The 25,835-nt window shown below is 71.0% G+C and carries 26 protein-coding genes; 18 read left to right on the top strand and 8 right to left on the bottom strand.

What is annotated here, in order from left to right; translation table 11 throughout:
- Window positions 1-96 precede the first annotated feature (96 nt).
- Together RWP81_RS02500 and RWP81_RS02505 are read right to left on the bottom strand one after the other, a co-directional pair.
- On the bottom strand, window positions 97-1,176 hold the full coding sequence (locus tag RWP81_RS02500) for a hypothetical protein (RefSeq protein WP_314451934.1): 1,080 nt from the start codon (window positions 1,174-1,176) through the stop codon (window positions 97-99).
- 91 nt (window positions 1,177-1,267) lie between these two features.
- A complete protein-coding gene (locus tag RWP81_RS02505; RefSeq protein WP_314451935.1) occupies window positions 1,268-2,101 on the bottom strand; it encodes an NAD(P)/FAD-dependent oxidoreductase in 834 nt (277 codons plus the stop codon).
- Between the two features lie 51 nt (window positions 2,102-2,152).
- On the opposite strand from RWP81_RS02505, the gene RWP81_RS02510 reads away from it, so the two are divergent.
- On the top strand, window positions 2,153-2,596 hold the full coding sequence (locus RWP81_RS02510) for a MerR family transcriptional regulator (protein WP_314451937.1): 444 nt from the start codon (window positions 2,153-2,155) through the stop codon (window positions 2,594-2,596).
- A gap of 20 nt (window positions 2,597-2,616) precedes the next feature.
- Here the strand turns inward: RWP81_RS02510 and RWP81_RS02515 are convergent, their stop codons facing one another.
- Window positions 2,617-2,838: a hypothetical protein gene (locus RWP81_RS02515; protein WP_314451939.1), complete on the bottom strand. Its 222-nt coding sequence runs from the start codon at window positions 2,836-2,838 to the stop codon at window positions 2,617-2,619.
- 115 nt (window positions 2,839-2,953) lie between these two features.
- On the bottom strand, window positions 2,954-3,670 hold the full coding sequence (locus RWP81_RS02520) for a hypothetical protein (RefSeq protein ID WP_314451942.1): 717 nt from the start codon (window positions 3,668-3,670) through the stop codon (window positions 2,954-2,956).
- A 102-nt stretch (window positions 3,671-3,772) separates the two neighbouring features.
- On the opposite strand from RWP81_RS02520, the gene RWP81_RS02525 reads away from it, so the two are divergent.
- Entirely contained in the window at window positions 3,773-5,155 is a 1,383-nt protein-coding gene (locus RWP81_RS02525) for an AAA family ATPase (RefSeq protein ID WP_314451944.1), read from the top strand.
- Window positions 5,156-5,260: 105 nt separating this feature from the next.
- Here RWP81_RS02525 and RWP81_RS02530 read toward each other — a convergent pair whose 3' ends face one another.
- The gene (locus tag RWP81_RS02530; RefSeq protein WP_314451946.1) at window positions 5,261-5,914 is read right to left on the bottom strand and encodes a biliverdin-producing heme oxygenase; all 654 of its coding nucleotides are present in this window, start codon (window positions 5,912-5,914) and stop codon (window positions 5,261-5,263) included.
- Window positions 5,915-6,097: 183 nt separating this feature from the next.
- On the opposite strand from RWP81_RS02530, the gene RWP81_RS02535 reads away from it, so the two are divergent.
- The 5 genes from RWP81_RS02535 to RWP81_RS02555 all read left to right on the top strand — a co-directional run bounded on the left by RWP81_RS02535 (window position 6,098) and on the right by RWP81_RS02555 (window position 11,307).
- Window positions 6,098-7,369: a serine hydrolase domain-containing protein gene (locus tag RWP81_RS02535; RefSeq protein WP_314451948.1), complete on the top strand. Its 1,272-nt coding sequence runs from the start codon at window positions 6,098-6,100 to the stop codon at window positions 7,367-7,369.
- Window positions 7,366-8,274, top strand: coding sequence for an EamA family transporter (locus RWP81_RS02540; RefSeq protein WP_314451950.1), 909 nt, complete (start codon window positions 7,366-7,368; stop codon window positions 8,272-8,274). Before RWP81_RS02535 ends, RWP81_RS02540 begins: the two co-directional genes overlap by 4 nt.
- Window positions 8,275-8,344: 70 nt before the next feature.
- Window positions 8,345-8,680, top strand: a complete 336-nt coding sequence (locus RWP81_RS02545) for a DUF3140 domain-containing protein (protein ID WP_314451952.1) — start codon at window positions 8,345-8,347, stop codon at window positions 8,678-8,680.
- 46 nt (window positions 8,681-8,726) lie between these two features.
- Window positions 8,727-9,725 carry a magnesium/cobalt transporter CorA gene (gene corA, locus RWP81_RS02550; RefSeq protein WP_314451954.1) on the top strand — a complete coding sequence of 333 codons (999 nt, stop codon included), beginning with the start codon at window positions 8,727-8,729 and terminating at the stop codon, window positions 9,723-9,725.
- Window positions 9,726-9,774: 49 nt separating this feature from the next.
- Window positions 9,775-11,307, top strand: coding sequence for an amino acid permease (locus RWP81_RS02555; protein WP_399540532.1), 1,533 nt, complete (start codon window positions 9,775-9,777; stop codon window positions 11,305-11,307).
- Window positions 11,308-11,704: 397 nt separating this feature from the next.
- On the opposite strand, the gene RWP81_RS02560 is transcribed toward RWP81_RS02555, so the two are convergent.
- Both RWP81_RS02560 and RWP81_RS02565 read right to left on the bottom strand, forming a co-directional pair.
- Complete coding sequence (locus RWP81_RS02560) at window positions 11,705-12,877, bottom strand: 4-hydroxybenzoate 3-monooxygenase (protein ID WP_314451958.1); 1,173 nt, start codon at window positions 12,875-12,877, stop codon at window positions 11,705-11,707.
- Between the two features lie 246 nt (window positions 12,878-13,123).
- A complete protein-coding gene (locus RWP81_RS02565; RefSeq protein WP_314451960.1) occupies window positions 13,124-13,876 on the bottom strand; it encodes an IclR family transcriptional regulator in 753 nt (250 codons plus the stop codon).
- Between the two features lie 90 nt (window positions 13,877-13,966).
- Here RWP81_RS02565 and pcaH point away from each other — a divergent pair, with 90 nt between their 5' ends.
- The 6 genes from pcaH (at window position 13,967) to RWP81_RS02595 (ending at window position 18,870) form a co-directional block, all read left to right on the top strand.
- Complete coding sequence (gene pcaH / locus RWP81_RS02570) at window positions 13,967-14,773, top strand: protocatechuate 3,4-dioxygenase subunit beta (protein ID WP_314451961.1); 807 nt, start codon at window positions 13,967-13,969, stop codon at window positions 14,771-14,773.
- A 70-nt stretch (window positions 14,774-14,843) separates the two neighbouring features.
- Window positions 14,844-15,398, top strand: a complete 555-nt coding sequence (gene pcaG, locus RWP81_RS02575) for a protocatechuate 3,4-dioxygenase subunit alpha (RefSeq protein ID WP_399540534.1) — start codon at window positions 14,844-14,846, stop codon at window positions 15,396-15,398.
- The gene (locus tag RWP81_RS02580; protein WP_314451965.1) at window positions 15,388-16,815 is read left to right on the top strand and encodes a lyase family protein; all 1,428 of its coding nucleotides are present in this window, start codon (window positions 15,388-15,390) and stop codon (window positions 16,813-16,815) included. Before pcaG ends, RWP81_RS02580 begins: the two co-directional genes overlap by 11 nt.
- A complete protein-coding gene (locus RWP81_RS02585; protein ID WP_314451967.1) occupies window positions 16,812-17,594 on the top strand; it encodes an alpha/beta fold hydrolase in 783 nt (260 codons plus the stop codon). Before RWP81_RS02580 ends, RWP81_RS02585 begins: the two co-directional genes overlap by 4 nt.
- On the top strand, window positions 17,594-18,082 hold the full coding sequence (gene pcaC / locus RWP81_RS02590) for a 4-carboxymuconolactone decarboxylase (RefSeq protein ID WP_314451969.1): 489 nt from the start codon (window positions 17,594-17,596) through the stop codon (window positions 18,080-18,082). Before RWP81_RS02585 ends, pcaC begins: the two co-directional genes overlap by 1 nt.
- A gap of 20 nt (window positions 18,083-18,102) precedes the next feature.
- Entirely contained in the window at window positions 18,103-18,870 is a 768-nt protein-coding gene (locus RWP81_RS02595; RefSeq protein ID WP_314451971.1) for an IclR family transcriptional regulator C-terminal domain-containing protein, read from the top strand.
- An 8-nt stretch (window positions 18,871-18,878) separates the two neighbouring features.
- Here RWP81_RS02595 and RWP81_RS02600 read toward each other — a convergent pair whose 3' ends face one another.
- A complete protein-coding gene (locus RWP81_RS02600; protein ID WP_314451972.1) occupies window positions 18,879-19,406 on the bottom strand; it encodes a MarR family transcriptional regulator in 528 nt (175 codons plus the stop codon).
- A gap of 59 nt (window positions 19,407-19,465) precedes the next feature.
- Between RWP81_RS02600 and RWP81_RS02605 the strand changes: the two genes are divergently transcribed.
- The 5 genes from RWP81_RS02605 to RWP81_RS02625 all read left to right on the top strand — a co-directional run bounded on the left by RWP81_RS02605 (window position 19,466) and on the right by RWP81_RS02625 (window position 25,593).
- Entirely contained in the window at window positions 19,466-20,674 is a 1,209-nt protein-coding gene (locus RWP81_RS02605; protein ID WP_314451973.1) for an FAD-dependent monooxygenase, read from the top strand.
- Window positions 20,675-20,759: 85 nt separating this feature from the next.
- Window positions 20,760-21,503: a 3-oxoacid CoA-transferase subunit A gene (locus tag RWP81_RS02610; protein ID WP_314451975.1), complete on the top strand. Its 744-nt coding sequence runs from the start codon at window positions 20,760-20,762 to the stop codon at window positions 21,501-21,503.
- Window positions 21,504-21,582: 79 nt separating this feature from the next.
- Window positions 21,583-22,224, top strand: coding sequence for a 3-oxoacid CoA-transferase subunit B (locus RWP81_RS02615; RefSeq protein WP_314451977.1), 642 nt, complete (start codon window positions 21,583-21,585; stop codon window positions 22,222-22,224).
- Window positions 22,225-22,261: 37 nt separating this feature from the next.
- Complete coding sequence (locus RWP81_RS02620) at window positions 22,262-23,428, top strand: thiolase family protein (protein ID WP_314451980.1); 1,167 nt, start codon at window positions 22,262-22,264, stop codon at window positions 23,426-23,428.
- Between the two features lie 794 nt (window positions 23,429-24,222).
- The gene (locus tag RWP81_RS02625) at window positions 24,223-25,593 is read left to right on the top strand and encodes a hypothetical protein (protein WP_314451982.1); all 1,371 of its coding nucleotides are present in this window, start codon (window positions 24,223-24,225) and stop codon (window positions 25,591-25,593) included.
- The last annotated feature ends 242 nt before the right edge of the window (window positions 25,594-25,835 follow it).

Here is a 25,835-nt window from a genome sequence, read left to right on the forward strand (position 1 = left end):
GGCGGGGAGTTTGGGCGACGCGCCGTGCGGAAGTGGCACCGGGCGGCGTGCCGCGGGAGCGGCCCGCGGTGGTGCCCGCGGCATCCGTCCGTCGCGTCAGTCGGACGATCCGCCGACCAGGATGGATGCCGAACCGTCGGGCTGCACGGTGATCTGACCGTCGACGGTGAAGTCGACGTCGTCTTCGACCGTGCGGACGCTGCCGTCGAAGATCGACCGGATGTCGACCTCGATGTGGGCGACCGCCTTGGCCGACGGGATGCGCCATCCGGCGCCGTCGGGCTCGACGGTCACCTGCGGTTGCTGGACGATCGACCACGAGGGGGCGTCGTCGATGCGGTTGCGCACGGTGAACCCGAACGGGCAGCCCGTGGGCTGCAGAACCTTCTGCTCGGCGCAGGCCGAGAGGAAGTCCTCGACCCGCTGCTGCACGACCCCGAGGAACTCCTTCGTCGGCTGCGCCTGCACGTCGACGGGGATGCCGGCCAGAGGCGCGTCGGCGAGCACGGCGACGCCGGGGGTCGACGAGATGGCGGTGTCGACGGCGACGGAGTACAGCCCGGGTGAGAAGACCAGCAGGGGGAGCGGAGCGGTCGGGTCGACGTCGGAGCCCTCGATCGACACCTGCCGTTTGTCGACCTCGAACCCGTTGACGGCGAAACGCATCGACCCCTGGACCGACAGGTCCATCACCGACAGCGGGCTGCGGGCGAAGCGCCAGCGGGGCAGGAGCGCGCCGCCGGTGTCGCGCTGCACGTCGAACGTGGTCGTCCCGGCGTATCCCCCGACGGAGTAGCTCGCGGTGACGCGCGTGCGGTCGCCGTCGACGCTCTCGCCCGTGATGACGGCATCCGTCACCGCCTGGAGCGATTCGGGGCGCAGAAGTGCCTCGGATGACGTGGCCGGCAGGCCCGCGGCCTCGAGCTCGGCGGAGTCGACGGCGACACCGGGGATGGCGAGGGCTTCGGCGGCTCGACGCTCCTGCAGGAGCTCGAGGTAGTGCAGCACGAAGGCGCGGGGGCTGTAGAACTCGCGGTAGAGCGAGGCGGCGCCCGCGCCGAGGGAGGCGACCAGCAGGACGCCGATGAGGACCATCGCGGGGATCTCGAACCGACGGCGCCGACGCGCACCGCGGACCCCCTCGGGCGTCGCGGGGCCCCCGCCGGCGTTGCTCACGGACCCAGTCTAAGAAACGCACCTGCGCAGACGCCGCGCGGCGCCCCGCGAGGTCGCACTCCGGTGATTCCCCGCAGGTCGCGCGGTGACGTCACCCGGCGACGAGCGACTGCACGACGGCGACGGCGGCGAGCTGCCCTCCGGCGATCGCCGCCGCGAGCGAGAACATCGGGCCGGGAAGGTGATCGGGCTGGGCGAGGTCGCCCACCGCGTAGACGCCCTCGACGCTCGTGCGGCCGAACGGATCTGTGCGCACGGCGCCCGATTCCTGGCGTTCGAGGCCGAGCGTGTCGACGAGCTGTCCGCGCACGGTCCAGGCGGGGGCCACGAACGCGCCCGCCACCTCCCGGAAGGAGCCGTCGAGGAGTTCCAGACGCAGTCCGTCGGTCGTGCCCGTGACCGCCCGCACGTCGGCGGGCGCCACGACGAAGACCTCGGATGCCACCGGCTCGAGCATGAGGGCGAGAGCTGCGGCGTGCGGCGACGCGTTGACGACGACGACAGGTCGGCCCGCGAACTCGTGCCCGTGGCAGAACGGGCAGTTGGCGACGGTGTCGCCCCAGTGCTCCCCGAGTCCCGGGATCGGGGGGAGCTCGTCGGCGACGCCGGTCGCGAGGATCACCGCGTGCGTGCGGAGCCGTCGGCCGTCCACGGCGACCGTCAGACCGTCGTCGTCACGGACGACCTCGGTGACGGCGGCATCCCGGACCTCGACGCTGTCGTAGGCCGCGATCTCGGCGCGCCCGATCCGGCGCAGTTCGGCGGGGTCGCGACCGTCGTTGGTCAGCAGGTTGTGGGCGTGACGGACGGTGCCGTTGCGGTACGAGCCCGAATCGAGCAACAGGGCGCGCCGGTGCATGCGCCCGAGGGTGAGGGCGGCCTGCAGGCCCGCGGGCCCGCCTCCGATGATGATCGCGTCGTACACGATGGACTCCTTCCGCTTGTGTTCTCGTCCATCGTGTGACTTCATGTCGACATGAAGTCAAGCGGGGAGTCCATCGGTGAGGCGGCGGCGCGGTTCGGGCTCGACACGCACGTGCTGCGCTACTGGGAGGACGAGGGTCTGCTGCGGCCCGCCCGCGACGGTGCGGGCCGGCGCCGGTACGGCGACGACGACGCGGTGCGCATCGCGGTGATCCTGCGCAACAAGGCGGCGGGGCTCTCTCTCGAGCAGATCCGGGTGCTGCTCGACGACGACGCCCCCGACCGGCACCGTGTGCTCGAGGAGCACGTCGCCGAACTCGACCGCCGCGCCGCCGACATCGCGCAGGCGCGGGCGATGACCGAGCACGCCCTGCGGTGCCGCTCGCACGACATCACCCAGTGCCCGCGGTTCCGCAGCCACGTCGCCGACGTGCTCTCGGGCGAGGCGCGCTGGCTGCTCCTGCACACCGAGCCGACGGGCGGCCCGATCGTCTAGGCATCCGGAGAATGACGGGACTATGCGCTGAGGCGGTCGCGCTCGAAGTAACGGGCGTGAGTGCGACGGACAGTCTCGATCGAGTCGCTGTTCAGCGAGACGATCTCCCAGTCGTCGCTCTCGCGGGTGGCTTCGAGTTCTAGTCGACGACGAAGGGCGTCCCGATGCCCTTGCGTACCGGGGAAGCTGTGGATCCGACGCTCGCCGCTGAGCCGGTTGTACTCGATGACGAAACCTGCCACGAGTCAGTCTCCTTCCGGATTCAGCCGCTGATCGCGGAATATCTGCCGAAGCTTATCGAGATCCTCGCGGAGCTTGCGTTCATTCGATCGCGTCCGATCCTGCAGAAGTTCTACTCTACGACGGGCCGCGCGGGTAGTGAGCCCTCGTCTTGACTCCGCTCGGTAGTTCATCGAGTGACAACTGCAGCGAGGAAACCTCGTTGCGATCCTTCTCGATCTGCGCCACGCGGGTCGTCGATATGGCGCGGAGCGACTGAACGATCTGGCGCTCGATGTCCGACTCCGGTAGTAAGTCGTACCGGATGTGACGGCCGAAGACGTCCGCTGCAACTTCGTATATATTGGCCCAGTCGCCTTGGAGGTGGGTTCGCACCTGCACCTCGACCCGCGCTTCCAATCGAAGCCATAGGTGTACAGCGCGATATCCGGAATGCGGATCAGATCGTAGATCACGGACGCACTGCGAGAGTTCGTGATCGAAGTGCCCCGCGATGGCGTTGACAACCGCATCCTGCTCATCCAGCGTCATCTCGGCCTCGAATCGAACGCCGGCGACATCCTGAACGCTCGGGAGGGGGGTCCCCGGATCGCGTTCGAGCTTCTGGCGGAGCGTGTCGAGGGTCTTCGGGCGGGAAGTGATCTCGAACGCACGGTCGCCGAGGAGTGGCGTCCAGTCGAGGGCGGCGATGCGCGACTGCACCGACTCCGCGAGGTCGTTGTACCAGAGCATCACCTCCCCATAAGAGGGTGTCGACCCGGACATGGGGCTCCCCGCCCGGATCTTCCTGCTGAGCCGCTTCAGTTGATTGCCAGACCAGGGCGGTGGTTCCATGGAACGGAGGCTAGGCGATAACCCGGGTGGCCCCGCCGTTCATCCACAGCCGGTGCGCCCCGTCCACACGCCGCCGGCGACGGTGCGAACTAGCATGGGCCGGTGACCACGCCGCCCCTCTCCGCCGAACAGCAGGCGCTGTTCCGGCTGATCGAGGACACGCGCGAGCACGTCTTCGTCACGGGCCGTGCCGGCACGGGCAAGTCCACGCTGCTGCAGCACCTGGCCTACAACACCAAGAAGCAGATCGCCGTGTGCGCGCCGACGGGGGTGGCCGCACTCAACGTCGAGGGGCAGACGATCCACTCGCTGTTCCGCCTGCCCATCGGGCTCATCGCGAACGGCGACATCGACCAGAACGACGCCACGCGAAAGCTCCTCAACGCCATCGACACCCTGGTGATCGACGAGATCTCGATGGTCAACGCCGACCTGATGGATGCCATCGACCGCTCGCTCCGGCAGGCTCGAGGCCGGCGTTCCGAACCGTTCGGTGGCACGCAGATCGTGATGTTCGGCGATCCGTACCAGCTGGCCCCGGTGCCGCCCCGCGGCGACGAGGCGCGCTACATCGCCGACCACTACCGTTCGTTCTGGTTCTTCGACGCGAAGGTCTGGTCGGGTGAGGCCGCGAGCGATGGACTCATCGACATCGGCCGGCACGGGGCCGACCTGCACGTCAACGAGCTCGTCGAGATCCACCGGCAGTCCGACGCCGGCTTCAAGACGCTGCTCAACGCGGTGCGCTACGGGCGCGTCACGGCAGAGATGGCCGGCATCCTGAACACCGCCGGAGCGCGCACGCCCCCGCATCCGGCCGACGGCGAGCATCCGATCATCACGCTCGCCACCCGCAACGACCGCGTGAACACGATCAACCGTCGCCACCTCGAGGAGCTCATCGGGCGCACGCAAACGGCCGCCGCCGAGATCTCGGGCGACTTCGGCCGCGGTGAGGCGAACTACCCGGCCGAGATGGAACTCACGCTCAAGGTCGGGGCGCAGGTGATGTTCCTCCGCAACGACGGCGCGCAGTTCGGCGAGGCCCCGCGGTGGGTCAACGGCACGATCGGTACGGTCACCCGCATCGCCGGCGACAGCGTGCGGGTCGAGGTCGACGGCATCCAGCACGACGTCGAACCGGCGGTGTGGGAGAGGTACCGCTACGCCTACGACCCAGGTACGAAGAACCTCTCGCGCGAGATCGTCGCCGAGTTCACCCAGTTCCCCCTGCGCCTGGCGTGGGCGGTCACGATCCACAAGTCGCAGGGCAAGACGTACGACCGCGCGGTCGTCGACCTGGGCTCGGGTGCCTTCGCGCCGGGGCAGACCTACGTCGCCCTCAGCCGTCTCACCTCTCTCGACGGCTTGTACCTGACGCGACCGTTGCGCCCGGGCGACATCAGGGTCGACGAAGACGTCCGCCGCTTCATGAAACAGGCGTGGCTCACCCGGCAGGACGCGGCGGCAGCGCGGCAGGCGTAGCCCCGCGCGGCATACCGGGCACGACGCGGCGGCGGCTCCGTCAGGCGTCGCCCCGTGCGCGCGGCGCGATGCCCCCGGCGGCGCGGTGCCCGGCGGCGCGATCGGTCAGGCGACCTGGTGGGCCTTGGCGCGGGTGAGATCCGCGAACAGTTCGGTGGTGAAGCGGTACGCGACGAGCACCTCGGCGATGACCCGTTCCTTCTCGGCGTCGTCCCAGGGGGCGGCGTCGAGCTGCTCGCGGTAGACGCTCTTGAACGCCTTCGGGTCGGCGATGTCGCCGAACAGCAGGAAGCCGATGCCGTTGGTCTCGAAGCCGAAGCGGCGTTGCATGAGCCGACCGATCGACGGCCCGCCCGAGAGGTCGCCGAGGAAGCGCGTGTAGTGGTGCGCGACGAACCCTCCCGGCCACGTCGCGGCCACCCGGCGGATGCGCGACACATAAGCCTGGGTGGTGGGCAACGGCCGGATCTCGTTCGGCCAGTGCGGGCCGATCAGGAAGAAGAGGTCGGCTTCGAGGGCGGGCAGCCGCGAGAGCTTGTCGCTGAGGAAGACGGATGCCACCGGGTCGGTGTGCATGCGCGCCGACGCCTCTTCGAGGGCGGAATAGAGGAACCAGTGCTGGGCGATGAGCGCGATGTAGTCGTCGCGGGTGCCGGCGCCGGTGAGCAGGTCTGTCATGAAGCCGTCGCACTCGCGCGGCGAGTGCGCGCTGCTGGAGCGCTCGCGCAGGGCCGCGGAGAACGGGAGGACGACGTTCATGCGGCCATCATACGCAAACGGTTAGGTTTACCTAACCCCTAGATTCCCGCGCGTCGGCGGTTGGGCGCAGTCGTGATGCAGACGTGACGGGCCGCGCGCGCAAGCGGCGGTTGCGCCCAGGCGCCGTGTGTTTGAATGCATCGGGAGCGCGCTTCGTCGCGCTCGGAAACACTGGGGGTCCACATGGGGAGATGGCGTCGTTCCGCTGCCATCGCGACGGCGGGCGTGGGGGTGCTCGTCGTTCTGTTGAGCGGTTGCACGGGCCCGGGCCCGGTGTCGATCGACGTCCCCGCTCAGGTCGATGCCCCCCTTCCCGACGCCACGGTCACCGAGATGCGCGACGCCGTCACCGCGGCCATCACCGCCACCGGTGCCGCCGGGGCCGTCGTCGGCGTCTGGGCACCGTGGAGCGGCAGCTGGGTGTCGGGCGTGGGTACCCAGAGCCCTGGTGGAGCGGAGGTGACCGCCGACCTGCAGTTCCGCGCGGCCGACGTCACCGGCGCCATGACCTGCGACGCGCTCTACCGGCTCGCCGCCGACGGTCGATTCTCGCTCGACGACGCGGTGACCCAGTGGGTCAGCAACGTGCCCGGCTACGAAGACATCTCGCTGAGGCAGCTCTGCGACGGCACCTCGGGGCTCGCCTCCTACACCTCGAGTCTCGACGGTCTGGTTCTCAGCAACCCCGATCGCGTCTGGAACGCCCGCGAACTGATGGCCTACGGCATCTCCAAGCCGCGCCTGAACGACCCCGGCGTGGCGTTCGCCGCCTCGCCCACGAATTTCCTCGTCGCCGGCCTCGCCGTCGAACGTGTCACCGGCCAGTCGCTCGGCGAGGTCATCGCCGAGCGCGTGACGACGCCTCTCGACCTCACGGCGACCTCCCTGCCGGCACCGGCGGCCGCGCCGCCCGGTACGTCGTCGCTCACGGGTCATTGGTCTCAACCCAACGCGGAGGGCGCGTTCGATTGCGCCGCGCCGCTGGAGTTCACGACGATGTCGGCGAGCTACGGCGCCGCCGCCTCAGGGGCCGTCACCGACATCCGCGACCTCGGGCGCTATGCGCAGGCGCTGGCCACCGATGCGCTCCTGCCCGACGGCAGCGACCGTTTCGCCAATCCCGTGCCGGTCGCCTCCGACCAGCCCACGTGGTTCACCGCGGCGGGCGGCGCCTACCAGGCAGGGTCGCTGATCGGACAGTTCGGCTCGACGCCCGGCTACATCGTCGGAGCCTTCGCCGACCCCGCGACCGGAATGTCGGTCGCGGTCGCGCTGAACAACTCGGCGGGCAACGAGAACACGGGGGCCTGGCTCGCGTGGCAGCTCGCGGCGATCGCTTCCAAGGCGCCGGCCGCTCAGGGCCAGACCATCCCCGAGGCGGGGCTGCCCTGGACGGCCGACCAGATGCGCGAGAGCATCGCCGCCAACGCGATCTGCTCGCCCCCCGCCGGGTGACCCCACGCGGCGGACAGGGGTCGGCTGCGGCCCTCGTCCTCGTCGGACTGGCGTGCCAGGAGGTCGGGGCGTCGTTCGCCGTCATGCTCTTCCCGCAGACGGGGCCCCTCGGCATCGTGATGCTGAGGCTGGTGTTCTCGGCGCTGCTGCTGCTTCTGATCGCCCGCCCGAGCCTGCGCGGCCACACGGGGTACGCGTGGCGTTCCGTCGTCGGGTTCGGTGTGGTGCTGGCATCCATGAACGGGCTGTTCTACCTCGCACTCGCGCGGCTGCCGCTGGGGGTGACCGTCACGATCGAGGTGCTCGGTCCGCTGACCCTGTCCATCCTCACCGCCACCGGCATCGCCCGCTGGCTGTGGGCGGGGCTGGCCGTGGCCGGCGTCGTCGCCCTGGGCGCGGGCGGCTGGGACCGTCTCGACCTGCTCGGTGTCGTCTTCGCGCTGGGGGCGGCCGTGAGCTGGGCGCTGTACATCCTCGCGTCGGCGCGTGTGGGCCGTGAGTTCCCGCGGCTCGACGGGCTCGCGCTGGCGATGACGGTGGGTGCCGTCATCGCGCTGCCCCTCGGGATCTGGCAGGCAGGACCCGCGCTGCTGCGCGTCGACCTTCTTGCGCTGGGAGCGGCGGTCGCGCTGCTGTCGTCGACCATCCCCTACGCACTGGAGCTCGTCGCGCTCCGGCGCCTGCCCGCCTCGGCATTCGCGATCCTCATGAGCCTCGGCCCGGCGACGGCATCGATCGCGGGGTTCCTGCTGCTCGGTCAGCACCTGTCGTGGCTCGAGATCGCGGGCATCGTGCTGGTCATCGCGGCGAGCATCGGCGCGGTGCTCGCCGCCACCCGTCGGACCGCCGCGGCACGGCATCCCGGACCCGACACCGGCGAGCCGCTCAGCGAGCCCGTCGTCTGAGCGGATGCCACCGCGCCGCGGTCGGCGCAAGGGGGCGTCTGCGCCGCACGACCGGGGCGAGGATCACGGAATGAGCGACGACGACGACGACCAGACCCGCAAGGACTTCGACGACGCGGTCAACATGACCGCGAGCGAGCTGAAGAAGTGGCTCGACACCGAGGAGTCGAAGTCGGTGGGGCAGAAGAAGGACGGCGGCGGGGAGTCGACCGGTCACGCGAGCGGGCGTCGCATCGTGCGCATCCTCGAGAAGAAGAAGGCCGACCTGACCGACGACGACCTCCAGCACATGCGCAAGGTGGTCGGCTACGTCAAGCGTCACAGCGCACAGAAGCCGAAGGGCGACACCACCGACACCGACTGGCGCTACTCGCTCATGAACTGGGGCAACGACCCCGAGAAGTAACCCGCGCGTCGGCCCCGGGCATAGGCGGTGGGGGTACAACGGAGTCATGCCCATCATCGACAGCGCGGTGTACGTCAGCGGTCGTCGCATCGAGAACCCCTCGAGCCTCGACCAGACCTTCGAATACATGGAGGCGCACGGGGGGATGGCGTGGATCGGACTGCTGCGCCCCTCGACCGAGGAGCTCGAGCGCGTCGCTGCCGAGTTCTCGCTGCATCCGCTCGCGGTCGAGGACGCCCTCGCGGGGCACCAGCGGGCGAAGCTCGAACGCTACGGCGACAACCTCTTCGCGGTGCTGCGCCCGGCGCGCTACATCGACGAGACCGAGACGGTCGAGTTCGGCGAGCTGCACGTCTTCATCGGCGCCGACTACGTCGTCACCGTGCGTCATGCCGAGGTCCCCGATCTCGCCCGCGTGCGTCACCGCCTCGAAGACAACCCCGACCTGCTCGCGCGCGGCCCCGAGGCCGTGCTCTACGCGATCCTCGACGAGGTGGTCGACCAGTACGACCCCGTCGCGCGGGGTCTGCAGAACGACGTCGACGAGATCGAGGATCAGCTCTTCGGTGCGGACGGCGCCGAGCTGTCGAAGCGCATCTACCAGCTGGCGCGCGAGGTCATCCACTTCCAGCGCGCGGTGGAGCCGTTGCGCGACATGCTCGAGGCCCTGTTACGCGGGGCCGACAAGTACGCCGTCGACATCGAGCTGCAACGATCGTTGCGCGACGTGCTCGACCACGCCCTGCGTCAGAGCGACAAGCTCGCAGCCCTGCGAGCGATCCTCGACAACGCCCTGACCGTCAACGCGACGCTCGTCACCCGACGCCAGACCGAGACCTCGCTCGAGCAGAACGAGCAGGTGAAGAAGATCTCGGGCTGGGCGGCCATCCTGTTCGGACCGTCCCTGGTCGGCGCGATCTACGGCATGAACTTCCGGAACATGCCCGAGCTCGAATGGCAGTTCGGCTATCCGATGGCGATCGCGCTCATGGTGGCCGTGTCGGGCGGACTGTGGCTGACGTTCAAGCGGAAGAAGTGGCTCTGAGCCACGGCATCCGGATGCCGTCGATCTCGGCGCGCTTGCTGGACAGTCGATGCGCGAAACGAATGATGGGTACGTGAACGACTCCACTCCGGGCTCGAGCGACGCCGCCGAGCCGACCCACACCTCGACCGTCGACCTCGAGGACAGCGGCTACCACAAGGGTCTGTCGTCCCGTCAGGTGCAGATGATCGCCATCGGCGGCGCGATCGGCACGGGGCTGTTCCTGGGCGCCGGAGGCCGTCTCGCCGAGGCCGGTCCGGCGATCGTCGTCTCGTACGCCGTCTGCGGCGTGTTCGCCTTCTTCATCCTGCGCGCGCTCGGTGAGCTGGTGCTGCACCGGCCGAGCTCGGGGTCGTTCGTGTCGTACGCCCGCGAGTTCTTCGGTGAGAAGGCGGCCTTCGTCTCGGGCTGGTTCTACTGGATCAACTGGGCCATGACGACGATCGTCGACATCACCGCGGCCGCGGTCTACATGAACTTCTTCGGCAAGTACGTGCCGTGGATCGGCGCGGTGCCCCAGTGGGCGTGGGCGCTCATCGCGCTGGTCGTGGTGCTCGCGGTCAACCTGGTGTCGGTCAAAGTGTTCGGCGAGCTGGAGTTCTGGTTCGCGCTCATCAAGGTCGCCGCCCTCGTGGCGTTCCTGCTCGTCGGCATTTACTTCGTCGTGTTCGGCACCCCCAACGGCTCACCCGTCGGGTTCACGCTCATCGCCGACAACGGCGGGTTCCTGCCGAACGGCATCCTGCCCGCCATCCTCCTCATGCAGGGCGTCGTCTTCGCGTACGCGTCGATCGAGCTGATCGGCACCGCCGCCGGTGAGACGAAGAACCCCGAGAAGGTCATGCCGCGGGCCATCAACTCCGTGGTGGTGCGCGTGGCGGTGTTCTACGTCGGCTCGGTGCTGCTGCTCTCTCTGCTGCTGCCGTTCACCGCCTACTCGGCCGGTGAGAGCCCGTTCGTGACGTTCTTCGCCTCGATCGGCGTTCCGGGCGTCGACGTCATCATGAACATGGTCGTGCTGACCGCGGCGCTGTCGTCGCTGAACGCGGGGCTGTACTCGACGGGGCGCATCCTCCGGTCGATGGCCATCGCGGGGTCCGCGCCGCGGTTCGCCGCCCGCATGAACAAGGCGGGAGTGCCGTACGGCGGCATCGCGATCACCGCGACCGTGGCGCTGCTGGGCGTCGTGCTGAACTTCTTCGTCCCCGCCGAGGCGTTCGAGACGGTGCTGAGCGTGGCGTCGGTCGGCATCATCTCGACGTGGGCGACGATCATCGTCTGCCAGATGCGCCTGAAGCAGCTGGCCGACCGCGGAGAGCTCGTGCGGCCGTCGTTCCGCCTGTTCGGGGCGCCCTACACCAACTGGGTCACGCTGGTGTTCCTCGCCGGCGTCCTCGTGCTCGTCTTCGTCGACTCGCCCGCGACCCTGGTCGCCACCGTCATCGCGGTGATCGGCATCGTGATCGGCTGGTACGCCTGCCGCGGGCGCATCGCCGCGCTCGCCGCGGAGCGCGAGGGGTTCACCGGGACGCACCCGGTGGTGCCGAGTCCGTTCTCGAGGGCGACCGGCGCGGAGGACTGAGTCCGCGGGCGGCTCGGCCCTCACGGACGGCGTGCGGTCGCGCCGGGATCCGCCCGCGGGTTGGGGCGGGCTCCGCCGATCGGGGCGTAACTCTTCCGCCCCGGCGGGCCGATTGCGCCCCGAACCGGCTGTGCCCAGCTGATGGAGGGGGGGCGAAGGCCCGCGCGCGATGCGCGGTGTCGTGGCCGGATGCCGGGAGCCTCTACGGTTCGGGGCAGCTTCCGGCGTTTGGGGCGTGATTCTTCCGCCCCGACGGGTCGATTGCGCCCCAAACGGGCTGCGCCCCGGCGTTTCCGCCCGGGGGGGCGGGGGAGGCCCCGATGCGGCTCCGCCCCCGGCGTTTCCGCCCCGAGGGGCCGGGGACGCCCCGAACCGGCCGCGCCCCCGGGCGGGAGGATCAGGCGTCGAGCGGCCAGCCGCAGTACGCCTCGGCGAGGAAGGCGCGGCCGTGCTCCGACTCCACGACGGAGCGCAGCTCGCCGAGCTGACGTCGGCGGTCGAAGTCGGTGGCATCCGGGGCCACGTGCAGCATGCTCGTCATCCACCACGAGAAGTGCTGGGCCTTCCAGATGCGCCGGCTCGCCGTGTCGGGGTAGGCGTCGAGCAGGCGCTCATCGCCCTCGAGCAGGAACGCCCGCAGGGCGGCCGCGAGCAGGCGCACGTCGGCGATCGCGAGGTTCATCCCCTTCGCGCCGGTGGGCGGCACGGTGTGCGCGGCGTCGCCGACGAGGGCGACTCGGCCCCGGCGCAGTTCGTTGGCGACGAAGCTGCGGAAGCGCAGCACGTCGCGCTGGAAGATCGGACCCTGCCGCAGCGTGGTGCCGGGCACGCGCTTCTGCAGTTCGTCCCAGAGCTGCTCCTCGCTGAAGACGGCGGTGTCGGTGTCGGGATCGCACTGGAAGTACATCCGCTGCACGGTCGCCGACCGCTGGCTGACGAGGGCGAACCCGTCGGGGGAGTTGCTGTAGATCAGCTCCTCGCTGCTGGGCGGGGCTTCGCACAGGATGCCGAACCAGGCGAAGGGGTACTCGCGGAAGGAGCCGTTGCGCGAGCCTGCCACGGCTGCGCGCGCGACGCTGCGCGAGCCGTCGGAACCGACGACGAAATCCGCCTCGATCTCGACGGGGACCCCGTCGGCGTCGCGCGCGCGCACCCGGGGGTGATCGCCGTCTTCGACGCCGTCGGCGGTGACGCCGAAGCGCAGGTCTTGACCGGCGGCGAGGCGCGCGGCGATCAGGTCTTTCAGCACCTCGTGCTGCGGGTACAGCCAGACGGCGCGACCGACGGACTCGGCGAAGTCGATGCGGTGGCCCTCGCCCTCGAAGCGCAGCTCGATGCCGTCGTGGCGATGTCCCACCGTGCGGGCGCGCGAGGCGGGGCCGATCGTGTCGAGCAGTTCGACCGTGCCCTGCTCCAGGATGCCGGCGCGGATCGTGCTCTCGATCTCGTCGCGCGTGCGCTGGTCGATGACGATCGATTCGATGCCGGCCTGCGCCAGCAGGTGCGCCAGCATCAGCCCTGCGGGGCCGGCGCCGATGATGGCGACACGGGTGCGAACGGTGGTGGTCATGGCGTCTCCCTCGACGGCGGCTGTGGTCGATGCTGCCTTCCCGCCCGCCGCGCGAGGCCGCGACTCTCATTGATCGGGATGCCGTGGCATGCCGTTCCGGGGCGTGCACTGCCGTCGAGTGTCCAGGAAACGCCGCTTCGGTGCGAGATGGTGCGGCGTTTCCTGGACTCTCAACGGAGGGGGAGGGGCTCGGGGGAGGGAGCGGGAGAGGGAGGAGGGCGCGGGGCTCGGGGGAGGGAGCGGGGGTCACCGGCGGTAGCCCAGGGCCCGCTCCGTGTCGCGGGCTGCGCGGTGCAGTTCGACGAGCGCGAACTGGGTCTCCGCATCACGCGGAAGCACGACCGACAGGGCCGCGATGACAGCGCCCGTCTCGTCTCGCACGGGGACCGCGACACCGGTGGAGACCTCGTCGACGGTGCCGGGGGCGACCACCCGGCCGAGGGTGCGGATCTCGGCCAGGGCGCGCCGCAGCGCCGCAGGGTCGACGATGGTCTCGGGGGTGACGGCGGCGAGCGGGCGCGCGAGCACCCGCTCCTGCAGGTCGTGCGGGGCGAAGGCGAGCAGGACCAGCCCCGATGACGAGGCGTGCACGGGCAGGCGACCGGCGACCCGCGTGATGTTCGCGCCGGAGTCGGGCGCGCTGAGCCGCTCGAGGAAGAGCGCCTCGTCGTGCTCGAGGATCGCGAGCTGCGTGTGCTCGCGTACCCGCTGCTGCACCCGTTCCATGTACGGCAGCGCGGCCTGACGCAGCCGCAGGGCGTGGGAGGAGCGCGTGGCCAGTTCCCACAGCCGCATCCCCACACGCACGCGTCGCTCGTCGTCGCGCTCGAGCAGCCCGGCATCCACCAGCTCGCCCACGATCCGGTGCGCCGACGAGCTCGGCAGGCCCGCTCGGCGGCCGATGTCGGCCGTTGTCTGGGCGGTGCGGGTGGGGGTGAAGGTCTCGAGGATGCGCACCAATCGGTCGGTGACCGAGTCGCCGGAGGGGGAGTTCGCCATGGGGTCAGGATGCCACGACTCCCATTGGTCGGGAACGACTCGCCGCACCGTCGCACCGTGCTGGACGATGGAGGCGTCGAAGGAGACCCCATGTCGAACCCCGCCGCCGCACCCGAGACGCTGCTCGCCGCCCCCGACCAGGCGACGCAGAGCCAGATCGTCGACGAGATCCGCGCCCGCCATGCCGAGCTCGACGCACGGGAGGCCGCCGGGGAGGACGTCGCCGCCACCGCCCACGACTTCCCCGCGTACCGCTCGAGTGTGCTGCGGCATCCCACCAAGAACCCCAAACTCGTCGACCCCGAGACGATCGAGCTGCTCTCGCCCGCGTTCGGGCAGCGCGACGTCGCCGCCATCGAGTCCGACCTCACGCTGCAGCACGCCGGCGAACCGCTGGGGGAGCGCATGAGCGTGCAGGGGCGCCTGCTCGACTCGTGGGGCCGCCCGGTGGCGAACCAGCTCATCGAGATCTGGCAGGCCAACGCGGCCGGGCGCTACATCCACCAGCGCGACCAGCATCCCGCCCCGCTCGATCCGAACTTCACCGGCGCCGGGCGTGCGGTGACGAACGAGAACGGCGAGTACCGCTTCACCACGATCAAACCCGGGCCCTACCCCTGGAAGAACCACCGCAACGCGTGGCGTCCGGCGCACATCCACTTCTCGGTGTTCGGCTCGTCGTTCACCCAGCGAATCGTGACGCAGATGTACTTCCCGGGCGACCCGCTGTTCGCGCTCGACCCGATCTACAACACGATCCACCGGCAGAAGGACCGCGACGCCCTCGTCGGCGTCTACGACCACGACCTCACCTCCCCCGAGTGGGCGACGGGGTACCGCTTCGACATCGTCGTCGACGGGCCGGATGCCACCTACTTCGAGGCCGAGGGCGAGTGAGATGACGACGACATCGACGCATGACCCGGTCCCTGAGCCCGTCGAAGGGCGAGCAGGAGGGCGACGAGTGATCCCCGCCAGGACCCGCCGCGCGACCCCCGGCCAGACGGTCGGGCCGTTCTTCGCCTACGGGCTGAAGTACCCGAAGCAGCACGAGGTCGCCTTCCCGCACTCGCCCGGGGCGATCGTGCTCGGCGGCACCGTGTACGACGGCGCGGGCGCACCGGTGCCCGACGCGTTGCTCGAGATCCGGGGAGCGGAAGCCGACGGCTCGGTGCCGCGCGCGCGCGCCGCGTTCCGCCGCGACGACCACACGTTCACCGGCTTCGGTCGTGCGTTCACCGACGACGAGGGGCACTTCGAGTTCTGGACGCGCGAGCCCGGTGGCATCCGGGGTCGCGCCGCCTTCTACGCCGCGATCGTGTTCGCCCGGGGACTGCCCGACAAGCTGCACACGCGCATCTACGTGCCGGGGGATGACGCGGCGCTCGCCGCCGATCCGCTGCTGTCGACGCTGACGTCGGAGGAGCGCGCTACTCTCATCGCGACGCGCGCGGCCGACGGCCACCTGCGGCACGACATCCGGCTGCAGGGCGCGGGAGAAACGGTGTTCCTTGCTTTCTGAACCCTTCGAGCGCGGACTGCTCACCCCGGTCGCGGTCGGCCACGATGCGCTCGTGTCCGACGCCGCGGTGCTCGATGCCCTCGTGCGGGCGGAGTGCGCGCTCGTCGCGGCGTACGTCGCGCGAGGAGTCGCACCGCGGGAGGCGGGCATCGCGATCGACCACGCCTTCGGCCTCGACGAGACGGGCGGTTCGCCGTCGGAGACGCTCGACGTCGACGCGCTCGTCACGGCATCGGTCGCGGGCGGCAACCCCGTCATCCCGCTCGTGGGGATGATGAAGGAACGGGTGCCTGCCGCGCACCGCGCGTGGGTCCACCGCGGGGCGACGAGTCAGGACATCCTCGACACCGCCCTCATGGTGGTCGCGCAGCGCGCAGTTGGGCAGGTGCGCGGTTCCCTGGGAGACGCGGCCGAATGGCTGCGACGGCTCGCCCTTCGCCACGCCGAGGACGTCGCGGCCGCGCGCACGCTCACGCAGCACGCGGTGCCCACGACGGTGGGTGCACGGGCGGCGACGTGGGCGCAGGGGATCGAGCGCGCGGTGTCCCGTCTCGACGCGCTCGTCTTCCCGGCGCAGCTCGGCGGCGCCGGCGGCACTCTCGCCTCGTTCGTGGAGATCACCGGATCCGCGGATGCCGCGGCGGCCCTCCCCGCGGCCTTCGCACGGGCAGTCTCGCTCGACGTGCCCGAGACGCCGTGGCACGTCACCCGCTGGCCGGTGACCGAGCTCGGTGATGCGCTCGTGCAGGCGCTCGACGCGCTGGGCAAGTTCGCGGCCGACGTGGCGACCCTCAGCCGCACCGAGATCGCCGAGGTGTCGGAGGGCGTGGGCGGCGGCTCGTCGGCCATGCCGCAGAAGCAGAACCCCGCTGAGGCGGTGCTCATCCGTTCCGCCGCCCTCCGTGCCCCGCAGCTGGGCGCGACGCTGCACCTCGCGGCATCCCTCGCCGTCGACGAACGTCCCGACGGGGCCTGGCACGCCGAGTGGCCGACAGTGCGCGATCTTCTGCGGCTGACGCTGGGCGCATCGTGGCACGCCTCCTCGCTCGCGGAACACCTGCGGGTGGACCCCGCGGCCGCTGCTCGCAACGCCGGAGCGACCGGCGGACGCCTCGTGAGCGAGCGCCTGCGCGGTGTTCTCGTGCCGCTGATCGGCGCCGACCGCTTCGCCGACCTGCTCGCCGGTGACGGCGACCTCGCTGACGCGTTGCGGGCGCTGCCCGAGGATCTCGATGTCGACGCGCTGCTCGATCCCACCGGCTACGTCGGGCTCGCGCCGCGGCTGGCGCGCGGGGCGGCGCGCGGAACCGCCGAGGTTCCGGATCCCACGGAGGTCGGGGCACCCGCCACCGGAAGCGCAACCGGCCGCCGAGGCCGCGCGGCATCCGACATGAACGGACACGGGGTGGACGAATGAGTGCGACATCGCTGATCTCCCTGACGGCGCCGGTCGGGCCGGAGGGCGCGCCGCTCGTCGTGCTCGGGCCCTCGCTCGGCACCTCGACGATCCTGTGGGACGACGTCGTGCCGCTGCTCGCCGACGACTACCGCGTCGCCGCCTGGGACCTCCCGGGTCACGGCACGGGTCCCGTCGCGCGGGAGGCGTTCTCGGTCGCCGACCTCGCGGATGCCGTGGCGGCTGCGGTGCCCGACGAGACCTTCTTCTCCGCCGGCGTCTCGCTCGGCGGGGCGACGGGGCTGGAGCTCGCCCTGCGACACGGCGACCGGGTGCGGGCCGCGGCCATCGTGGCATCCGGAGCTCAGCTCGGCGACCCCGACGCGTGGGCCGAACGTGCCGCGCAGGCGCGGGCACAGAGCACCTCGAGCCTCATCGTCGCCTCGGCCCAGCGCTGGTTCGCCCCCGACTCGATCGCGCAGCGCCCCGACCTCACCGGGCGTCTGTTGCACGCGCTGCAGGGTGCCGACGACGACAGCTACGCGCGCTGCTGCGAGGCGCTCGCCGCGTACGACGTGCGCTCCTCGCTGGGCGAGATCGCCGTGCCGGTGCTCGCCGCGTGGGGGGCGTTCGACGCCGTCGCGCCCGAGGCCAAGGCCCTCGAGATCGCCGAGGGGGTGCGCGACGGCCGCGTGGCGCGCATCGACGAGGCGGGCCATCTGCCCCCCGCCGAACAACCCGAGGCCGTCGCGGCACTGCTGCGGTCGTTCTTCGTATCCGCTTCTCGAGAGGACGCCTGATGCCCACCGACCAGGAACGCTTCGACCAGGGCATGGCCGTGCGCCGCGCCGTGCTGTCGGACGCCCACGTCGACCGCGCCGTCGCGGCGACCACCGACCTGACCGCCGACTGGCAGGACTTCATCACCCGGGTGGCCTGGGGCGACATCTGGTCGCGACCCGGTCTCGACCGCCGGTCGCGCTCGATCGCCGTGCTCAGCTCGCTCATCGCGCACGGGCACCACGAGGAGCTCGCGATGCACCTGCGGGCGGCCCTGCGCAACGGTCTGAGCGTCGACGAGATCCGCGAGGTGATCCTGCAGTCGGCGATCTACTCCGGGGTGCCGGCGGCGAATACGGCGTTCCGGATCGCGACGGAGGTGTTCGCGCAGGACGCTCCCGTGCCGGACGGGGACGTGCCGGGCGGGGACGCGCCCAACGGCGGTGCGCCGGGCGGTGGCGTGCGGGGCGGCGGCGTACAGGGTGGGGACGTGCAAGGCGGCGGGTGACCGGCGGATAGGGTGAGCCGGTGAGCGAGAGTGCGGGACCGGAGTTCGTCCAGTCGCTCGCGCGCGGTCTCGCGGTGATCCGGGCGTTCGACGCCGACCACGCGACGTTGACCCTCAGCGACGTGTCGCGAAGGGCCGACCTTCCCCGGGCCGCGGCGCGACGGTTCCTGCAGACCCTCCAGACGCTCGGCTACGTGCGCAGTGACGGGCGCGACTTCGCCCTCACGCCGCGGGTGCTCGAGCTGGGCTTCAGCTACCTATCGGCGCTGTCGTTGCCGGCCATCGCGCAGCCGCACCTCGAGCGGCTGTCGAGGGACATCGACGAGAGCGTCTCGGCGGCGGTGCGGGACGGCCACGACATCGTCTACGTCGCCCGCGTCCCCACGCGGCGCATCATGAGCGTGGGCATCACGATCGGCACGCGCTTCCCGGCCTACGCCACGAGCATGGGCCGCGTGCTGCTGGCCGCGGAGCCCTCGGATCGCGTCGCGGAGCTGATCGCATCCGCGCGACCCGAGGCGCTGACTTCGCGCACTCGGACCGACGTCGACGTGCTGACGGCCGAGCTCGTCCGCATCCGCGCGCAGGGCTGGGCCCTCGTCGACGAGGAGCTCGAGCAGGGGCTGCGCTCGCTCGCGGTGCCCGTCCACGGACGCGACGGGAGCGTCGTGGCCGCCGTCAACGTGTCGGCGAGCGCGCGGGGCGACGTCGACGAGTGGCGCGACAGGTGCCTTCCGCCGCTGACGGCGGCGGCTTCGGCCATCGATGCGGAGCTCCGCCTGGTCTGAGCGCAGCGTCAGCGCGGGGGCGGGTTCGCGGCATCGAGGGCGTGGTCGTACACGCCGATGAGCCGATCCAGGAAGTGCTGCACGGTGGCGCGCTCCGCGGCATCCATGTCGTCCACCACGCGTTCGATGCCGTCGATCAACGGGGTGACGAGGTCGCGCGCGCGTTCGCGGGAGTGATCGACGGCCGTGACGACGAGCTTGCGGCCGTCGTGCGGATGGCGTTCGCGGTGGATGTGCCCCGCGTTCTCGAGGCGGTGCAGCACCAGCGTCATCGCGGCGGTCGAGATGCCCAGAAGCCGGGCCAGCTCGGTGGGGGTGGCGGCACTGGTGGAGATGAGGTGGTCCATCGCCTCGAGTCCGGGGGCGTCGACGGCGAGCGTGGCGGCGACGTGTCGCTCGAACTGCTGCTGGCGCAGGGTGACGCGTTGCACGCGCGCGCGGATGTCGTCGTCGCCCAAGGGGGTCTCGCTGCGGCGCGCGCGTTCGCGTTCGCGGCGGTCGTCGCGTGCGTCGGGGGAGTCGTCGAGCGCGGGCACTCCTCCACGATAGTCGTGTAGATTGCCAATCTCATTGATAATCAACGAAGCGGGGAAAAATGGCGACCTCTCGAGGACGGGTGCTGATCTGCGGGGCGAGCATCGCGGGCCCGGCGCTGGCGTACTGGCTGAACCGGTACGGCTACGAGACCGTGATCGTCGAACGCGCCCCCGGCCTCCGCACGGGCGGACAGAACGTCGACGTGCGCGGAGCCGGACGCGAGGTGCTGCGGCGGATGGATCTCGAGTCCGCGGTGCGCGCGGCGACCACGGGGGAGGTCGGCACGCGGTTCGTCGGACGCGACGGGCGGACCGTCGCGGAGTTCCCCGCCGGACGCGGCGACTCCGACGGCGCCACCGCCGAGCTCGAGATCTTGCGCGGAGACCTCGCCGAGCTACTCGTCGAGCGCACCGCCGGGCGTACCGAGTACCGCTTCGGTGACCGCGTCACCGGGGTGGACCAGGATGCCGACGGAGTCGTCGTGCGTTTCGAGCGGGCGCCCGAGGAGCGGTTCGCGCTCGTCGTCGCCGCCGACGGGATCGGTTCGCGAACGCGCGGGCTGGTCTTCGGTGATGAGCCGCAGATCCGCTCGCTCGGGCTCGAGACGACGTACGGCACGATCCCCCGCACCGCCGCGGACGACGACTGGTGGCGCTGGTACTCCGCGCCGGGCGGCCGGTCGATCACCCTGCGGCCCGATCCGCACGGCACGATCCGCGCGACGATGTCGGTGGTCACCGACCGCGAGCACCCACGGACGGACCGCGGCGATGTCGACGCGCAGCGCCGCCGCTTGCGCGAGACCTTCGCCGACGCCGGCTGGGAGGCGGCGCGCGTGCTCGACGGCTTCGACCGCGCGGAGGAGCTGTACACCGACGCGATCGGTCAGGTGCGGGCTCCCCGCTGGTCGAACGGTCGGGTCGCGCTGGTGGGAGACGCCGGCTATTGCGCCTCGCCGGTCAGTGGCATGGGGACGAGCCTGGCCCTCGCGGGGGCCTACGTGCTGGCGGGCGAGCTCGCAGCCCACGTCGACCACCGCGACGCGTTCCGCGGATACGAGCGTGTGATGCGGCCCTACGTCGCGCAGGCGCAGGATCTGCCCCCGGGCACCCCTCGGCTGGCCAACCCCACCTCGCGCCTGGGCGTCGGGGTGTTCCGCGCGGTGCTGCGGGTGGCATCCACTCCTGTCGTCGCGCATCTCGCGGGCGGTCTGTTCACCCCTCCGGCGGATGCCATCGAGCTCCCCGACTACGCGCACCTGGGGTGATCGCGGGTCTTGTCCTGACCGGCGGTCGGCGGTAAAGTGTGCGTAAAGCGAACGGAAGTTCGCAGAGCGAACACAGGAAGCCTCCATGATCGACAAGACCGTTCCCGACCTCGTGGCGGCCGTCGCCGGCATCCGCGACGGTGCCACCGTCATGATCGGCGGCTTCGGCCGCGCGGGTCAGCCCGTTGAACTCATCGACGCGCTCATCGCGCACGGCGCCCGCGACCTCACCGTCGTCAACAACAACGCCGGTAACGGCGACACCGGCCTTGCCGCGCTGCTCGCGGCCGGCCAGGTGCGCAAGATGATCTGCTCGTTCCCCCGCCAGAGCGACTCGTGGGTGTTCGACGGGCTCTATCGCGACGGCAAGGTCGAACTCGAACTCGTGCCGCAGGGCAACCTCGCCGAGCGCATCCGGGCCGCCGGCGCGGGCATCGGCGGGTTCTTCACCCCCACCGGGTTCGGCACGCAGCTGGCAGAGGGCAAGGAGACGCGGCGCATCGACGGGCGCGACTACGTGCTCGAGTACCCGATCCGAGCCGACGTCGCCCTCATCAGCGCCCGGGCCGCCGATCGCTGGGGCAACCTCGTGTACCGCGAGACGGCGCGCAACTTCGGGCCCATCATGGCCGCCGCCGCGGCGACCACCGTGGTGCAGGTCGACGAGATCGTGCCACTCGGCCGGCTCGATCCCGAAGCCGTCGTCACCCCGGGGCTCTACGTCGACCGGGTCGTGGCGGTCGGTGAGCGTCCCTGGCTGCGCGACGGCGAGTTCGTCGGCGGGGTCGACATCGAGGGCCGGCCCCTCGCCGACGAGGACGCGTCATGAGCGCGCCCTCCCCGGCGTCCGGTGGCGTCGTCGACTCGACGCCCGACTCTCCCGCACGCATCGAAGAAGGGGCACCGCAGTGACCACCACCCGCATCTCCCGCGCCGCGCTCGCCGCGCGCGTGGCATCCGACATCCCCGAAGGCGCCGTGGTGAACCTCGGCATCGGGGCCCCGACCCTCGTCGCCGACTACCTGCCCGAGGGGCTCGAGATCGTGCTGCACACCGAGAACGGCATGCTCGGCATGGGCCCCGCGCCCGAGCGCGGACGTGTCGACCCCGACCTCATCAACGCCGGAAAGCAGCCCGTCACCGCGCTCGCCGGGGCGGCGTACTTCCACCACGCCGACTCGTTCGCGATGATGCGCGGCGGTCACCTCGACGTGTGCGTGCTGGGGGCGTTCCAGGTCTCGGCGGGCGGCGACCTCGCCAACTGGTCGACCGGCGAGCCCGGGGCGATCCCCGCGGTCGGCGGGGCGATGGACCTCGCGATCGGGGCGAAAGACGTCTACGTCATGACCGACCTGCTGACCAAGGGCGGCGATCCCAAGCTCGTGGAGGCGTGCAGCTACCCGCTGACCGGGGTCGGCTGCGTCTCCCGCGTCTACACCGACCATGGCGTCTTCGACGTCACCCCCGACGGCTTCCGTGTGCGCGAGCTGTTCGGTGACAACACGCACGCCGAGATCGAGCACCTCCTCGGTCTGAAACTGGAGGCTTGAGCCATGCCCACTGTGTTCTCGAAAGACGGGTCCTGACATGCCGTCCTCTTACGTCTACGACGCCGTCCGCACCCCCTTCGCCCGGCACGGCAAGGCCTTCGCCGACGTGCGCCCCGACGATCTCGCCGCGACCGTCATGGCATCCATCGTCGACCGCACCGGGATCGACCCCGCCCGAATCGAGGACATCGTCTTCGGCGACGCCAACCAGGCCGGCGAAGACAACCGCAACGTCGCACGCTTCGGCGCGATACTCGCGGGCTTTCCCTCGTCGGTGCCCGGCACGACCATCAACCGGCTGTGCGGGTCGTCTCTGGATGCCGTGATCCAGGGCTCGCGCGCGATCGAGGCCGGAGACGCCGATGTGATCCTCGCCGGCGGTGTCGAGTCGATGACCCGCGCGCCCTTCGTGGTCGAGAAGAGCCCCCGGCCCTTCCCCGCGGCGAACCAGACGATGTGGAACACCTCCATCGGCTGGCGCATGACCAACCCGCGGCTGAGGTCGGACTGGACGATCTCGAACGGCGAGAGCGCCGAGAAGCTCGCCGAGATCTACGACATCTCGCGCGAGGAGCAGGACGCCTTCGCCGCCCGCAGCCACCGCCTCGCCGCCACCGCCTGGGCCGCGGGACGCTTCGACCACGAGATCGTGCAGGTCGAGGCTCACGCGCTCGCCCGTGACGAGGGTATTCGCGACGACTCCACCGCCGAGGTGCTCGCGGCCCTGCGTCCGGCGTTCCGTGCGGGTGGCTCGGTGACCGCGGGCAACTCCTCGCCCATCAACGACGGGGCCTCGGCGGTGCTGCTGGGTTCCGAGGGCGCGCTGGATGCCGAGCCCCTCGCCCGCATCGCCGGTCGCGCCGCGTTCGGCAACGATCCCGACGTGTTCGGCGTCGCACCGGTCGAGGCGGCCAACCGCGCGCTGGCCCGCGCCGGCCGGACGTGGGCGGACGTGTCGTTCGTCGAGCTGAACGAGGCCTTCGCCTCGCAGACGCTGGCGTGCGCGAAGCTGTGGACCGAGCTCGACCCGGCGCTGCTCAACGAGAACGGCGGCGCGATCGCGATCGGGCACCCGCTCGGCGCCTCGGGCGGGCGCATCATCGCGCGCGCCGCGCACGAGCTGAAGCGCCGCGGCGGCGGTGTGGCCGTGACCGCGATCTGCATCGGGGTGGGGCAGGGGCTCGCGGTGGTGTTGGAGCGCTGAATCGCGGTTTCCCGTGTCCGTGCAACGAGAACAGGGGATGCGACCGGAGCAGGGTGATCCGCCCTGGATCGGCCTGTTCTCGCGCTATCTCCTGCTCTCGTGACCCGGGGTGGTCCCGGCGGCGGGTTGCGTGTCCCACTTCGTACGGCATTCGGCGGCTGAAGCAGCACGAAAGGGGACACGCCGCGCCTCGCGGCGTACCTGGCCTGTTGCGTGCCCCATTTCATGCGGGGTCCGGCGGCGGAAGCGGCACGAATCGGGACACGATCGGCGTCGCGGCCGGCCTGTACGGCGAGATCACCGGCTTCCGATTCCGCGTCCGGGTGTCGTCGTACCGGGGCCGGGCGGACTCGCCCACCGACGGCATCGGCGTGAGCATCCCGGGGTTGGTCGACCTGGCATCCGATGTGCCGGGGCCCTGCAGGTGCGGTAAACCGCCGCGCTGAGAAGACATCGTCAAGGTTCTCCGGATTCTCACGAAGCATCAGGACAAGGGACGTCCGCCGACGACGGGGTGTCCTGAACGGCGCTTTACGCTCGCTGAGCCGCGAAACGAAAACCGATCGTTCACCGCGGCAGGAACGAACCACACCGCCGTGGCGGATCGTTCGCACGGGCGCCGACGTGGACGGCGCCGAGGTCGTTTCGTGATGCGGCCTGGATGCGCGGCGCCCGAGCGGAATCGGGCGGTGAACCGGAGGAGCAGGCGTGAAGTGTTTCGGGTCGACGATCGAGCTGGGCGTGGTGGACCACCGCGCGACGGGAACCTACGTCGAAGCGAGGGGCGGACGCGCATGAGCGGACTGCGGAACCTCGGATACGACGACCTCCTCAATTGCTTCATGGTCGGGCCCCTCGTCGGCCTCACCCCGGAGCGGGCGCTCACCGCGTTGGAGGACGTGCTGCGTTCTCCCCGCGGTGCGGTGTTGCACCGCGTACGCACCCGTGGGGGGCGGTGGCGGCGCGTCGATGAGAGCACCGCTCTCGCGGCCGCCGCACGTGCCGTCGAGCGGGTGGAAGCGGCCCTCGACCGGTCGGAACTGGCCACCCACGTCCTGCAGAGGCAGTTCCAGCGCGAAGAGCTGCCGGTGCGGCTGTTCGTCGCCGACGGGATGCTCGCGATGGCGTTCTCGCACAGCCTGTTCGACGGTACGGGTTCGACGGCCGTCGTGAATCTGGTCCTGGAGAAGCTCGGCGCCCCGGGAGCGGATACCCGAGCCGCCCTGCCGTGGGCGAAGACGCCCCTGCGCGCGGCGATGAAGAAGTTCGGGTTGCAGGGGGTGGCCGGCATCCGGTCCGCTCGACAGATCTTCCGCGCGCTGAACGCCCAGACCGAGACCGGATATCAGCTCCCGCAGACGCTCACCAAGGCCGCGTCGCTGGAGCGGACGCGGATGGTGTCGATGGTGCTGCCGGCCGACCTGGTGCGCACGATCGCGAACACGCCCGAGAAGGCCGAGGATGGACGACGACCGGCGCGCCCGCCGCTGTCGGTCAAGTCCGCGAGCCTGGTTCTGCGGTGCCTCCGGGAGAGCCTGCGCGACGAGGCCGACTTCCGTGTGGTTGTTCCCGTCGACGCTCGTCGCTGGGTGGCGAAGGGATTCGCCGTCGAGGGGAACTTCGCGCCGTCCCTGCCCATGGGGCGCCTGCGGGCCGACGACTGGAGCGCCACGGCCCTGGCCGAGCGCATCTCGGCGGCGAGCAAGTCGGGCACACCCGTCGCGTGGTTGCTCGCCACCGCGCTGAGCACGCTGAAGAACACCGTTCGTCACCCCGTCGCCGCTCTGCGACCGCCGACGGAGACGCCGCGCGCGCCGCTGGAGATCCACGTCTCGCTGACGACGACCGAGGTCGCCGTCGCCGAGACGCTGATGCCGCTCGTGACGAGCGACACCTTCGTCGGCGGGTTAGCGGCGCACCTGCGCATGCCCCTGGGTGTGTGGGCGGAGATCGCCCCCGTACGGGACTGCCTGCACGTCGTCATCCGTGACGAGACGGGGCTGTTCGACCTCGAGGGGTTCGAGCAACGACTGCACGAGATGAGCGCTGCGGCCCCCGAGGAGGCCCACCGTGTCGACCACGTCGCTCGCGCCAGCGCGCATGGTCATGTGATGCGGGGAATGGGCCACGTCGGCTCGCCCACCCGATCGACGGCCCGGCCGTGAAATGAGCCGATCGTGGCGGGGGACGGCGATGCCGGCCGGGGAGCCGCGGCGCGCGTCGGTCTAGGCTCGCGGCATCCTCAGTGGTGAAAGCGACATACGTCGGGTCGGATAGGACCGACGTCGGGGCCCATCGGGTCCGATCGCCCGGCGAGGAAGCCGGAGCGGTCCCATCCCCGACGGGTCGACGCGCTGGGCCGGCGTCGACACCGTGCTGGGCCCCCGCGCGGCGCCCGCCCTCCGCC

Origin of the sequence: uncultured Microbacterium sp. (assembly GCF_963521695.1) — a bacterium.
In the GTDB taxonomy this organism is placed as follows: Bacteria; Actinomycetota; Actinomycetes; order Actinomycetales; family Microbacteriaceae; genus Microbacterium.